The sequence below is a fragment of the Methylobacterium sp. 1A genome (genome assembly GCF_058072805.1).
The window spans coordinates 3,131,479-3,143,380 of sequence record NZ_JBYQVE010000001.1 but is presented as its reverse complement, the minus strand read 5'-3'; the positions used below and the strand labels follow the sequence as shown (position 1 = coordinate 3,143,380).

The 11,902-nt window shown below is 73.6% G+C and carries 12 protein-coding genes; 7 read left to right on the top strand and 5 right to left on the bottom strand.

Features of this window, described 5'->3' with window-relative positions:
• Positions 1-31: 31 nt before the first annotated feature.
• Both ACX9MN_RS15365 and ACX9MN_RS15360 read right to left on the bottom strand, forming a co-directional pair.
• Positions 32-472: a DUF1489 family protein gene (locus ACX9MN_RS15365; RefSeq protein WP_091925910.1), complete on the bottom strand. Its 441-nt coding sequence runs from the start codon at positions 470-472 to the stop codon at positions 32-34.
• Positions 473-575: 103 nt separating this feature from the next.
• Positions 576-1,874 carry a hypothetical protein gene (locus ACX9MN_RS15360; RefSeq protein WP_489724850.1) on the bottom strand — a complete coding sequence of 433 codons (1,299 nt, stop codon included), beginning with the start codon at positions 1,872-1,874 and terminating at the stop codon, positions 576-578.
• 145 nt (positions 1,875-2,019) lie between these two features.
• Between ACX9MN_RS15360 and ACX9MN_RS15355 the strand changes: the two genes are divergently transcribed.
• The 6 genes from ACX9MN_RS15355 to ACX9MN_RS15330 all read left to right on the top strand — a co-directional run bounded on the left by ACX9MN_RS15355 (position 2,020) and on the right by ACX9MN_RS15330 (position 8,405).
• Positions 2,020-3,162 carry an MFS transporter gene (locus ACX9MN_RS15355; protein ID WP_489724849.1) on the top strand — a complete coding sequence of 381 codons (1,143 nt, stop codon included), beginning with the start codon at positions 2,020-2,022 and terminating at the stop codon, positions 3,160-3,162.
• A 74-nt stretch (positions 3,163-3,236) separates the two neighbouring features.
• A complete protein-coding gene (locus tag ACX9MN_RS15350; RefSeq protein WP_056532696.1) occupies positions 3,237-4,391 on the top strand; it encodes an ABC transporter permease in 1,155 nt (384 codons plus the stop codon).
• A 10-nt stretch (positions 4,392-4,401) separates the two neighbouring features.
• Positions 4,402-5,211 carry an ABC transporter ATP-binding protein gene (locus ACX9MN_RS15345; protein WP_056532693.1) on the top strand — a complete coding sequence of 270 codons (810 nt, stop codon included), beginning with the start codon at positions 4,402-4,404 and terminating at the stop codon, positions 5,209-5,211.
• A 134-nt stretch (positions 5,212-5,345) separates the two neighbouring features.
• Positions 5,346-6,428 carry an MlaD family protein gene (locus tag ACX9MN_RS15340; protein ID WP_020092338.1) on the top strand — a complete coding sequence of 361 codons (1,083 nt, stop codon included), beginning with the start codon at positions 5,346-5,348 and terminating at the stop codon, positions 6,426-6,428.
• A 121-nt stretch (positions 6,429-6,549) separates the two neighbouring features.
• A complete protein-coding gene (locus ACX9MN_RS15335) occupies positions 6,550-7,128 on the top strand; it encodes an ABC-type transport auxiliary lipoprotein family protein (protein ID WP_020092337.1) in 579 nt (192 codons plus the stop codon).
• A gap of 257 nt (positions 7,129-7,385) precedes the next feature.
• The gene (locus ACX9MN_RS15330; protein ID WP_489724848.1) at positions 7,386-8,405 is read left to right on the top strand and encodes an AraC-like ligand-binding domain-containing protein; all 1,020 of its coding nucleotides are present in this window, start codon (positions 7,386-7,388) and stop codon (positions 8,403-8,405) included.
• Here the strand turns inward: ACX9MN_RS15330 and ACX9MN_RS15325 are convergent.
• From ACX9MN_RS15325 to thiE, 3 genes are all read right to left on the bottom strand, one after another.
• Positions 8,380-9,006, bottom strand: coding sequence for a helix-turn-helix domain-containing protein (locus tag ACX9MN_RS15325; protein ID WP_020092335.1), 627 nt, complete (start codon positions 9,004-9,006; stop codon positions 8,380-8,382). The genes ACX9MN_RS15330 and ACX9MN_RS15325 overlap by 26 nt on opposite strands.
• A 136-nt stretch (positions 9,007-9,142) precedes the next feature.
• The gene (thiD, locus tag ACX9MN_RS15320) at positions 9,143-9,958 is read right to left on the bottom strand and encodes a bifunctional hydroxymethylpyrimidine kinase/phosphomethylpyrimidine kinase (protein ID WP_489724847.1); all 816 of its coding nucleotides are present in this window, start codon (positions 9,956-9,958) and stop codon (positions 9,143-9,145) included.
• Entirely contained in the window at positions 9,955-10,683 is a 729-nt protein-coding gene (gene thiE, locus ACX9MN_RS15315; RefSeq protein ID WP_489724846.1) for a thiamine phosphate synthase, read from the bottom strand. The genes thiD and thiE overlap by 4 nt, the downstream gene beginning before the upstream one ends.
• Before the next feature lie 216 nt (positions 10,684-10,899).
• Here thiE and ACX9MN_RS15310 point away from each other — a divergent pair, with 216 nt between their 5' ends.
• The gene (locus ACX9MN_RS15310) at positions 10,900-11,895 is read left to right on the top strand and encodes an NUDIX hydrolase (RefSeq protein WP_020092332.1); all 996 of its coding nucleotides are present in this window, start codon (positions 10,900-10,902) and stop codon (positions 11,893-11,895) included.
• Positions 11,896-11,902: the final 7 nt, after the last annotated feature.

The following is an 11,902-nucleotide window of genomic DNA, read 5'->3' as shown; positions in this document are numbered from 1 at the left end:
CGTACCGGGGACGACGAGACCCGCCCCGCGCTCACAGCAGGCCGAGGCCGACTAGCTCGCGCCGCAGGGCCTCGGGCATCTCGGCGAGGTCCCCCGAGGCCTCGGCCCCGAGATCGGCCGGCGCGTCGCTGGCCGTCAGGTAGCGCCAGCCCTGGAACGGCCGGTAGGGCCGGGGCGCCACCGGGACGAGCCGGGGATCGAAGACCAGCCGGCAGCGCGGGATGCCGTCCTCCCCGGTGAGCGGCTCGATCGCGGTGATCGCCTGCCGGCAGGACAGCGTCCCGCGGATCACCCAGTAGATCGAGCCCTGACCGGTGATCTCCCGGTGGCGCTTGGGCAGGGTGCGGGTGACGTGGAACGGCGCCGCTTGCCGTCCGTCCCGGAGCGCCTCCGCGCGGAAGCGGGCCTGCCGGGCCTCGAGGTCGGCGATGGTGGCGGGGCCGACGCAGAGCTTGATCAGGTGCAGGGCCACGGATGCGCGTGCTCGGGGGTGCCGGGGGCGCTCCTGATAGCAGGGTCCGCGCCGGCGCGCGCCTGTCGAACCGCGCCGGAGCGCCGGCGCCGGGCCGGACCCGTCAGGCGAAGAGCGCGAGCCGCTGCTCCGGCGTCAGCGCGTCGATCTCGGCGAAGCTCAGGGCCGGCTCCTCCGGCGGCATCGCCGGCTCGGGCGCCGCCGCGACGGTCTCGCCCCAGGTGAGGTCGGCCACGTCCCGCGAGATGTCCCGCGCGACGTCCTCCTCGACGTCCGCCTCGAACGCCTCCTCGCTCGCGGTGGCGGGCTCCGGCGCGTCCGCGGCGGACGGATCGGCGACGGGAAGGGAGGCGACCTCCGGAGCCGGCTCCGGCTCCGGGGCGGCCTCGAGATCGACCGCCCAGTCCGCTTCCAGATCGGCCTTCGAGCCGGCCTCCAAGCCGGCCTCCAAGTCGGCCGCGGGTGCGGCCTCCGGCCCGTCCCCCGGCGCGGCGAGGTCCGGCTCCGGGGCGAATGCCAGCGCGGCCGCTCCCTTCGGCTCGGACACGGCGTCCGGCTCGGCCTCCGCCACCGGCTCCGGCGCGGCCGGCGCTTCGGCCGCGACCTCTGTCTCCGGCTCGGCCTCCGGCGCCCGGGCCTCCGCCTGGACCGGCAGGAACACCAGATCCTCGTGCAGCGCCGGGCTGCCGGGGCGGGCCACGAGGGCCGCCACCGTGACGGCCGGCACGTCCATGGCGATGTAGCGGTCGATGTCGCTCTGGTTCAGATCGGCCGGCTCGCCGGCCGGCCGCGCGCCCCGGTGGGGCGGCACCCGCACCGCGTCCTCGCCCCAGATGGCGATCATCGCGGAGACCCGGTCCTCCAGGTAGCGCAGGGTGTAGACGATCCGGGCAGTGCGCTGCGCGGTCAGGTCCTGGAAGGAGCAGGCCGTGTAGATCGCGGTCGCGTGGCGGTCGAGGGCGTCGCAGGCCTGCGCTTCGGCCCCGTGCTCGCGCAGGGTCCAGGCTGCCTCCTGGATCGACTCGGCGGCGCTGAGGATGTCGGAGGTGGCCTGCTCGGTCTCGCGCACGATGGCGTCGAGGGCGAGGGACGCCTGCGTCAGCCGGGTCTCGTCGCCGTTCGGGGTGTTGAGCGCCGCGATCTCGCCCTTGGTCCGGCTGATCGCGTCGGCCATGTCGAGGAGATTGCCGCGCAGGTGCCCGAAGGCCTCCTGCCCGCGGTCGGCGGTGACGCTCCGCTCCAGCCGCGCGATCGCCCCGAGCAGCACCTCGGTCTCGGCGCCCCGGTTGCGCCGGGCGTACTCGGCGAGGAACCAGCGGCCGCGCTCGCTGGCGCTGATCGTCGCCTCGATCGCCTCGTACTCGGCCGAAGCGTGCGCGCTCGGGTTGACGGAACCGAACATGGGCCTCTCTGGACGCTGAATGCGGGCGCGGCGGCGGCCCCGATGCGCGCCAATCGCGGCGAATTTGACAGAGGGCCTTTAACGGGCGCTTACGGACGCCTTCCCGGTCCCACCTCCCTGCTCACCCCGCTCGTCGAGACCCGCCTTGCCCCGCCCGTCCGGCCCGGCGCGCCTGTCGCTGCTCTACGCCGTGGTGTTCACCGAGATCGGCATCGCGATGCCGTTCATGCCCCTGTGGCTCGACGCCCTGGGGCTCGATGCCCGGGTGATCGGTCTCCTCCTCGCCCTGCCGATCGCCACGCGGATCGCCGCCACGGCGCCGCTGATGAGCCTCCTCGACCGCGGCCTCGGGCCCCGGCGGCTGATCCTGCTCGGCAGCCTCGCCTTGAGCCTGACCTACGCGCTGATGCCCGCCGCGGCCGGGATCGGGTGGCCGCTGCTGGCCGGGCTGATCGTGCTCAACGCGGTCGCCGGCGCGCCGCTCGTGCCCTGCATCGACTACCTGACGCTCGCGGCCGTGCGCCAAGACGCCCGCCTGACCTACGCGCGGATCCGGATGGCGGGCTCCATCGCGTTCCTGCTGGCGAACCTCGCGGGCGGGCTGCTGCTGACGGCGCTCGGCGGCCGGCTCGCCGTGCCGCTGCTCCTGACCGGCCTCGCCCTCGGCGCGGGTCTGGTGGCGTGGCGCAGCCGCGCGGTGGCGGCCCTGCCGCCGTCGGCGGCGGGCGACGGCCGGACGCGGCTGCCGCGGCGGCTCTGGCTGTGCATCGGCGCGGCGGCCGCGATCCAGGCGAGCCACGGGGCGATCTACGGGTTCGGCAGCATCTACTGGACCGGCCAGGGCATCCCGCCGACCTGGGTCGGCGCGCTCTGGGCGATCGGCGTCCTGGCCGAGATCGTCCTGTTCGCCGGCCTGCCCGCCCTGCCCGCCGCCTGGCGCGGCCCGGTGCGGCTCCTCGGCGCCGGGGCCGTCGCGGCGATCCTGCGGGCGATCGGCATGTACCTCCTCGGCGACCATCTCGCCGCGCTGGTGCCCCTCCAGTGCCTCCACGGCCTGACCTTCGGGGCGACCCAGCTCGGCGCCATGGCGGCGGTCTCGGCCTACGCCCCCGACGGCGCGCGGGGCCGGGCGCAGGGCACGCTCAGCGCGGTCAATGCCGGGATCTCGGTGGTCGCGACCCTGGGGAGCGGCGTCGCCTACCGGGCCGGCGGCCCCCTCGCCTTCCTGCTGATGGCGCCGCTCGCCGCCGCCGGCCTGGGCCTCGCCCTGGCCTCCCGCCGGGGGTGAGGTTGGAGACGGATCGTCAACCGTAATGTCGTCATAACCGCCGGGCAGGGTGGTGCCTCGATCGAGGAGTATGGGTGTTGCTGAGCGAGGGCACTGTTCCCGGCGCCTTGGCCGGCGCCGCGCTGCGGGACCGGTCGGCCGACGGCCGCCTGGCGCTCGACGGCCGCTGGACCGCCGACCAGGCCCCGACCGTCGAGGCCGCGGCCGCGCGCATCGCGGCGGCCGGCCGCGCCGGGCCGGTGGCGGTCGACCTGTCGGGGATCGAGCGCCTCGACACGCTCGGCGCGTGGGTCCTGGAGCGGACCCGCGCCGAGATCGAGCAGGCGGGCAGCGCCCTCACCTATCTCGGCGCCCGCCCGGAGCACCGCACCCTGCTGGGCGAGGTCCGGCTGCGCGAGCCGGACGCGCCGCCGCCGCGGCGGCACGGCCCGGTCGTCGGCCTGCTCGACGCCACCGGGCGCCGGACCGTGCAGGGCGGCCGCGAGTTCGTCACCGCCCTCGCGTTCCTGGGCGAGCTGATCGCCGCCTGCGGGCGCGTCGCCCTGCGGCCCGGCACGTTCCGCGGCAACGCCCTGATCAACCAGATCCAGCAGGTGGCGCTCAACGGCACGCCGATCATCGTGCTGATCTCGTTCCTCGTGGGCGGCATCGTCGCCCAGCAGGGCATCTTCCAACTCCAGCGCTTCGGCGCCCAGACCTTCGTGGTCAACCTGATCGGCCTCCTGATCCTGCGCGAGATGGGCGTGCTGCTCACCTCGATCATGGTCGCCGGCCGCTCCGGCTCGGCGATCACCGCCGAGATCGGCTCCATGCGCATGCGCGAGGAGGTCGACGCGCTCCGGGTCATGGGCCTCGACCCCGTCGAGATCCTGATCGTGCCCCGGGTGCTCGCGCTGATGATCGGCCTGCCGATGCTGACGCTGATCGGCGACCTCGCGGCGCTCGCGGGCGGCGGCCTCACCGCGATGCTCTACGGCGGTCTGACCCTCGACCAGTTCCTCGTCCGGCTCCAGGCGGCGGTGGGCGTCCACCACGTCATGGTCGGCCTGATCAAGGCGCCGTTCATGGCGCTGACGATCGGGGTGATCGCCACGATCGAGGGCTTCGCGGTCGAGGGCTCCGCGGAATCGCTCGGCCGTCACGTCACCGCGTCGGTGGTGAAGTCCATCTTCATGGTCATCGTCCTCGACGGCCTGTTCGCGGTGTTCTTCGCCGCGATCGATTTCTGAGGCCGCCGCGATGAATGCCCCGATGACCGCCTCGCCGAATGGCCCCGCCCCGATCATCCGCGTGCGCGACCTCGTGGTCGGCTTCCGCGACCGCAACATCCTGAAAGGCCTGAGCCTCGACATCCGCGCCGGCGAGATCCTGGGCTTCGTCGGGCCCTCGGGCCAGGGCAAGTCGGTGCTCACCCGGACGATCCTCGGCCTCAACCCGAAGCGGGCCGGGACCATCGAGGTGTTCGGCCGCGACGTCGACGAACTCACCTACGCGGAGCGGCGCCGGATGGAGCAGCGCTGGGGCGTGCTGTTCCAGCAGGGCGCCCTGTTCTCGGCTCTCACCGTCAAGCAGAACATCCAGGTGCCGATGCGCGAGCACCTGAACCTGTCCGAGCGCCTGCTCGACGAGTTCGCCCGGCTCAAGATCGAGATGGTCGGCCTCAAGCCCGACGCCGCCGACAAGCTGCCCTCGGAACTGTCGGGCGGCATGATCAAGCGTGCGGCGCTCGCCCGCTCCCTGGCGCTCGATCCCGAGATCCTGTTCCTCGACGAGCCGACCTCGGGCCTCGACCCGATCGGCGCGGGCGAGTTCGACGACCTCGTCTCGACCCTGAAGGAGACTTTGGGCCTGACGGTCTTCATGGTCACCCACGACCTCGACAGCCTCTACACCGCCTGCGACCGCATCGCGGCGCTCGGCGACGGCCAGATCATCGCCGCCGGCACGATCGACGAGATGCTGGCGAGCGACCATCCCTGGCTGCGCTCGTACTTCCACGGCAAGCGTGCCCGGACCATCGCGACGGGGGGCGCCTCGGCCCATGCCTGATCCCGTGCCTGATCCCGTGCCTGACCCGATGCCCGATCGCCGCCGTCCCACCCAGATCCCGCCCTGCTCCCCTCCGGGAGCCGGGGCTCCAGGCCCGGCCGGATCTCCGCCGGCCAGAACCGCAGGTTGAGCGCATGGAAACCCGCGCGAACTACGCCCTGATCGGGGCCTTCACGATCGCCGTCATCCTGGCGGGCTTCGGCACCGTGCTGTGGCTCTCCGGCGGCTCCTCGCGGCAGGTCAGCCAGCTCGTCCGCATCGTCTTCTCCGGCTCGGTCGGGGGCTTGTCGCGCGGCTCGAGCGTGAACTTCAACGGCATCAAGGTCGGCGAGGTCACCGACATCCGCCTCGCCCCGCAGGATCCCCGCCGGGTGCTCGCCACGATCAAGGTCGATCCCGCGACCCCGCTCCGGGCCGACACCCGCGCCCGCCTCGACTCGGCGATGCTCACCGGCGTCTCGGTGATCTCCCTGTCGGGCGGCAACGCCGACGCGCCGGTGCTGACCCCGATGGCCAACGGCGAGCCGCCGACGATCTTCGCCGATTCCTCCGACATGCAGGACATGATGGCGCTGGCGCGCCAGGTGGCGCAGCGGGCCGACGACATGCTGGCCCGCCTCGACCGGCTGGTCTCCGCCAACGAGGGGGCGATCAACCGGTCGCTGACCAACGTCGAGACCTTCTCGAAGACGCTGGCCGATGCCGGCCCGAACATCTCGGCGCTGGTCAAGGCCGTGGACGGGGCCAAGCTCGGCCGGGTGATCGACAACGCCGACCGCTTCTCGGCCGCCCTGTCCAAGGCCAGCCCCGACATCGAGGCCGGCCTGCACGACGCCCGGCTGCTCGCCGGCAAGCTCAGCGCCTCGGCCGACAAGATCGACGCGGTGCTGAACGGCGCCCAGAGCTTCCTGGGCTCGGCCTCCGGCCAGGAGGGCTCCAGCACCTTCACGGAGATCCGCGCGGCGGCGATCTCGGTGCGCGACGCCGGCAAGGCGTTCCGGACCATGTCGGAGAACCTCGACAAGCGCACCGCCAGCATCTCGGCCAATTTCGGCCGGCTGAGCGGCACCGGCCGCCGGGAGGTCGAGGCCCTGTCGGGCGACGGGCAGCGGACGCTGAGTACCCTCAACCGCACGGTGCGCAGCCTGGAGCGCGACCCGAGCCAGGTGATCTTCGGCGGCAAGCCTTCGTTGCCTGAATACAACGGTGGCCGGTGAAATGCCGCGTCGCCGGGCGGATGTGTCCCGGCGCACGGCACGGATGCCGCAGCGGATTAGTTTTAACCGCATAGCTTATACAGCTCCGCCGTTCGCCGGCGGGGTCCTTCAGGTCATGCGTATGGTCCGCTCGTCCCACATCGCCGCCGCCGCGCTGCTCGCCGCCCTCCTGGGCGGCTGCGGCGGCGCGGCGCCCCTCACCTTCGACCTCGCGGCGCTGCCGGCCGCGGGGCGGCCGATCGCGGCCGGCCGCTCGATCGCGGTCTCGGAGCCGGTGAGCATCCAGCCCTTCGAGGCCGACCGGATCATCGTCCGCGAGAACGGCGGCGCCCTGTCGTTCCTGGGCGGCGGCCAGTGGGCCGACCGGCTGCCGCGCCTGATCCAGACGCGGCTCATCCAGAGCCTGGAGAATTCCGGGCGGCTCCGCTCGGTGAGCCGGCCCGGCGACAAGGTCGTGGCCGACTACCAGCTGATCAGCGAGATCCGCGCCTTCGACGTGCAGTCCGGGACCGGCGAGGCGGTGGTCGACCTGTCGCTGAAGCTCGTGGCCGACGGCACCGGCAGGGTTGCGGCGGCGCGGATCTTCACGGCCCGCGTGCCGGTGTCCAAGATCGATGCCGGCAGCGGCGCCCGCGCCCTCGATCAGGCGCTGAGCATCGTGCTGGCCGACGTTGTGCGCTGGGTGAACAGCGGGCGCTGACGGCCCCGCGGCCGGGCCGGGCCGCGCCGACGCCCCCGCCGGGGCGGGGCGCTCGCGACGGAGCGTCCTCCGAATGCCAGCCGTGCGGATCCGCTCCACGGCCCGACAGGCGCCACGGGTGATGGGACGGGCCCGACGGTCCATCGTGGGCGCGCGGGATTTCCTGCCGATCAATCCGTGTCCCGCGGCGCCGCGGCGGCGTGCGTAGACGGGGCGCGGTTGCGGTTCGCAGCAATCGCGGTCATACGGCTGCCGCGATGCAGACTCTGTTCTCAACTGAAGGTGTATTGGAGAAGGACAAGTTTCGCCTTTGGCGAGATGTCTGCGAAGATCGCCTGGTTCCGATGGCGCAGACTTGTCTCAACGACGAGCCCTTTCACGCGACGATCGAGGGGGCCAGTATCGGCGGCCTGGTCTTCACGAAATTCGCGCTGCGCAACCTGCGGGCGGCCACGACGCCGCGCACGCTTCGCCATGAAAACCACAAGACCGACCACCTGTTCATGAGCATCGTGCTCTCGGGACAGGTCCGCGCGGATCAGTACGATCGGTCGAGCACGGATCGGGTCGGCGACTTCTCGATCCGGGATACGAATACACCCTGGACGATCGAGCACAGCGGCTACAGCGAGGTGCTGGCCATCGGGATCCCGCGGGAGCGGCTGGAGGGGGCTCTGGGCTCCGCGCGCCTGTTCGCCGGCGTGACTGTCGGCGGCGATCTGCCGACCGCGACCCTGACCCGGTCGTTCCTGGGCAACCTGCTCAGCCTGGGCGACCGGCTGACGCCCCAGGTGGCCGAGAGCATGGTCTCCACGGGGCTCGACCTCATCGTCGCCAGCCTCGCGGAGCGGCTCGCGCGGGAGGCGCAGCGGCCCGTCCAGGACAGCGTCGTGGTGCAGCGCGCCCGGGCCTATCTCGAGGCCCATCTCCACGATCCGACCCTGGACCCGCCCCGGCTCGCGGCCGCGGCCGGCGTGTCCCTGCGCCGGCTGCAGGCGCTGTTCCGCGCGCAGGACCGGCACATCTCCGACTGGATCTGGCACCGCAGGCTCGAGGCGGCCGCCAAGCGCTTGGCCGATCCGGGCTGCCTCCACATGCCGCTGGGGACCTTGGCGTATGGCTGCGGCTTCCTCAGCCAGTCCCACTTCTCCCGCCGCTTCAAGGAGCGCTACGGCCTGAGCCTCCGCGACTACCGCGTGCGCGCCCTCGCGCGGGGCGCCGAGGGTGGGCCGGAGGGCCGACCGGGCCGCCTCACTCCATCACGGCGGCCTTCATGATCACCACCATGGTGGCCCGGGCCGGACCGTCCGTGCAGCGCACGAGGTGGGGCCGGTCGCAGCGGTAGCGCAGGGTCTCGCCGGCCCGCGCCCGCTGCACGACGCCGCCGATCTCGACCTCGAACGCCCCCTCGGTGACCGAGAGCGACTCCACCGAGCCGCGCTGGTGCGGGTCCGAGTCGAGGACGCCGCCCGGGTCGGCCGTGACCTCGTACCATTGCAGCCACTCGATCGTCTTGAGCCAGCCGATGATCGCCAGCCGCACCTTCCCGTCCTCGGAGACGAGGATCGGCGTGTCGGCCCGGGAGGTCTTCTCGATGAACGGCTCCTCGTCGCCGGCCGCCAACACCCGCTCGATCGACACGTCGAGGGCCTGGGACAGGCGCCAGATCGTCGCCAGCGTCGGGTTGGTCTCGTTGCGCTCGATCTGGCTGATGATCGACTTGGCCACGCCGGACTGCTCGGCGAGTTCCGAGAGCGACAGGTTGTAGGCCTTGCGCAGCCGCTGGATGGTCTTGCCGAGCTGGCCGGAGAGCACCTGCGCGCCGGTCAGCAGGTCGCGCCCGCGCGCCCGGTCGGGCCGTTCCGCCTGATCCTGCATCGTCCCCGATCCGCCTGCACCGTTCCATTATCCGAACGATCGTACGCTTCTTCAAACGCAATCGACGCCCGGTTGCAAGGCGGCGGGCGGCGTGCGCGGCGGCGTGCGCACCGGAAAGCGGCGGCCGGATCGGCCTCTAAGTCCAGACGGCGTGGAAGTGGTGGACCGGCCCGTGCCCCGTCCCGACCGCGAGGCTGTCCGCCGCCGCGAGGGCGGCCGTGAGGTAGGCCTTGGCCTCCGCCACCGCCTCCGGCAGGGCCAGGCCCTGGGCGAGGCCCGCCGCCACCGCCGCCGAGAGGGTGCAGCCGGTGCCGTGGGTGTTGCGCGTCGCGATCCGCGGCGCCGACAGGGTCCGCAGGGTGCCGTCCGCCGTGACGAGGTGGTCGATGCTCTCGCGCCCCGCGCCGTGGCCGCCCTTGATCAGCACCGCCCGGGCGCCGAGGGCGACCAGCCGCCGCGCCTGGGCCACGATCGCCGCCGCGTCCGCGGCGACGGGCTCGCCGAGGAGCACCGCCGCCTCCGGCAGGTTGGGGGTGATCAGGTCGGCCCGCGGGAGCAGCCGCTCGCGGAGCGTCGCCACGGCGTCGTCGGTGATCAGCCGGTCGCCGCTGGTGGCGACCATCACCGGGTCGAGGACGACCGGGATCGACCCGGCGTGCCGGGCGAGGCCCTCGGCGACCGCCGCGATCACCGCGGTCTGCGACAGCATGCCGATCTTCACGGCCCTCACGTCGAGGTCGGAGAACACGCTGTCGATCTGCCGGGCGACGAACTCCGCCGGCACGTCGTGGATGCCCTGGACCCCCGTCGTGTTCTGCGCGGTCAGCGCCGTGATCACGCTGGCGCCGTAGACGCCCAGCGCCGAGAAGGTCTTGAGATCCGCCTGGATGCCGGCGCCGCCGCCGGAATCCGAGCCCGCGATCGTGACCGCGATGGGCGCGGGGCTGCTCATCGGGCGCCGGCCCGCTCCGCCAGGGCGCCGTCGATCCGCGCGCGCAGGTCGCGGGCGCGCTGGCGCACCGACTCCGCGCCGAACAGCGCGGTGATCACCGCGACCCCGTCCGCCCCCGCGGCGACCACCGCGGCGGCGTTGTCGAGCCCGATCCCCGCGATGGCGCCGAGCGGCAGGCCGGCCCCGCGGGCGAGGCGGGCGCGGAAGGCGATGCTGGCGAAGCCGTCGAGGCCCACCGGCGGGTCGGGATTGTCCTTGCTGGTGGTGGCGAACACGCCGCCGATGCAGGCGTAGTCGACGGGCAGCCGGTACAATTCGTCGGCCTGGGCGGGCTTCTTCAGGGTGAGGCCGATGATCGCGCCCTCCCCCAGCAGCCGGCGGGCGTCGGCCGGGTGGAGGTCGCCCTGGCCGAGATGCACCCCGTCGGCTCCGGCCGCGAGGGCGAGGTCGACGCGGTCGTTGACGAGGACCGGGACGCGGCCGCCCACCGCCGCCAGGATCGCCCGGATCCGCGCCAGGGCGGCGCGGGCATCGGCGATGTCCTTCTCGCGGTACTGGAGCAGGGTGCAGCCCCCCGCCACCGCCTCGGCGCCGAGCTCCGCCAGCCGCGCCCCGTCGGCGCCGCAGACGCCGACATCGAGGAGCCCGTAGAGCCGCAGGTCGACGGCCCGGCTGCCGGTCGGGGTCGAGGGGGAAGCTGCGGGGGAAATCGCGCTCGCTGGCATCGCTGTCGTCGCTCGGTCCGCCTCGGCCGGTCCCGTGCCGGCGCTCCCGGGCCCCTGTTTGGGCAGGCCTCGCGGCGTTGGCAAGCGGCCGGTGGAGAGCGGTGCGTCGACGGGTCCCCCGCTCCGTCATACGGCGGCGTTGACGCGCGGCGATCCTGTCCCCCTATAGGTGGGATCCGCTACGGCGCATCCCGGGGGACGGACGGTCGAGGAACGATGACGGGTGCCGCGGCGCAGACGGACGCGCGCGGGGGGCAGGCCCCGCCGGAGCGCTCCTCCGTAGGCCTCGTCGCGGTGATCGTCGCCGCGACCAAGGGGGAGCCGCGCGCCCTGACGATCCGGGTCCCCGACCAGGCGCCCGGCCGCGGCGACGGCCTGCCGGCCGGCCCCCTCGTCCCCGAGCACGCCACGCTGGAGCGGGGCCTGCGCGCCTGGGTGGAGCGGCAGACGCACCAGCGCCTCGGCTACGTGGAGCAGCTCTACACCTTCGGCGACCGCGACCGCTCCGGCACGGCGACCCTGTCGGGGGTGCACTCCCTCTCGGTGGCTTATCTGGCGCTCGTCCGCGAGGAGCGGCCGGCGGGGCTCGCCGAGGCCGCGTGGCAGAACTGGTACCGCTACCTGCCCTACGAGGATTTCCGGCAGGGGCGCCCGCGCCAGCTCGACGCCATCGAGGCGCGGCTCGCCGAATGGGCGTCCGAGCCCGCGGACTGCGCCACCCGGACCCGCCGCCTCGACCGCCTCGGCCTGACCTTCGGCATGAACGGCGGCACGTGGAACGAGGAGCGCGTCCTGGAGCGCTACGAGCTGCTGTTCGAGGCCGGGCTGATCCCGGAGGCGCGGGGCAATCCCGGCCCGGCCCTGCCGAACGACCCGACCGGCGTGCCGATGGCGTTCGACCACCGGCGGGTGCTCGCGACCGCGATCGGCCGGCTCCGGGGCAAGATCAAGTACCGCCCGGTGGTGTTCGAGCTGATGCCGCCGGAATTCACCCTGCTGCAGCTGCAGAAGACCGTGGAGGCCCTGTCGGGGACGCAGCTGCACAAGCAGAACTTCCGGCGCCTCGTGGCCCAGCAGGGGCTGGTGGAGGAGACCGAGAGCGTGACCAGCGGCGCCGCCGGCCGGCCGGCGCGGCTGGTGCGCTTCCGCCGGGAGGTGCTGCTGGAGCGCCCGGCCCCGGGCCTGCGGCTGCCGTCGCGGCGGGCGGGGTGACGGCGGC

Coding starts and splice junctions, on each gene's coding strand:
- ACX9MN_RS15360 (WP_489724850.1), bottom strand. CDS start 1,874: ATGTTCGGTTCCGTCAACCCGAGCGCGCACGCTTCGGCCGAGTACGAG.
- ACX9MN_RS15345 (WP_056532693.1), top strand. CDS start 4,402: ATGAATGCCCCGATGACCGCCTCGCCGAATGGCCCCGCCCCGATCATC.
- ACX9MN_RS15340 (WP_020092338.1), top strand. CDS start 5,346: ATGGAAACCCGCGCGAACTACGCCCTGATCGGGGCCTTCACGATCGCC.
- ACX9MN_RS15335 (WP_020092337.1), top strand. CDS start 6,550: ATGGTCCGCTCGTCCCACATCGCCGCCGCCGCGCTGCTCGCCGCCCTC.
- ACX9MN_RS15330 (WP_489724848.1), top strand. CDS start 7,386: ATGCAGACTCTGTTCTCAACTGAAGGTGTATTGGAGAAGGACAAGTTT.
- ACX9MN_RS15325 (WP_020092335.1), bottom strand. CDS start 9,006: ATGCAGGATCAGGCGGAACGGCCCGACCGGGCGCGCGGGCGCGACCTG.
- thiD (WP_489724847.1), bottom strand. CDS start 9,958: ATGAGCAGCCCCGCGCCCATCGCGGTCACGATCGCGGGCTCGGATTCC.
- thiE (WP_489724846.1), bottom strand. CDS start 10,683: ATGCCAGCGAGCGCGATTTCCCCCGCAGCTTCCCCCTCGACCCCGACC.
- ACX9MN_RS15310 (WP_020092332.1), top strand. CDS start 10,900: ATGACGGGTGCCGCGGCGCAGACGGACGCGCGCGGGGGGCAGGCCCCG.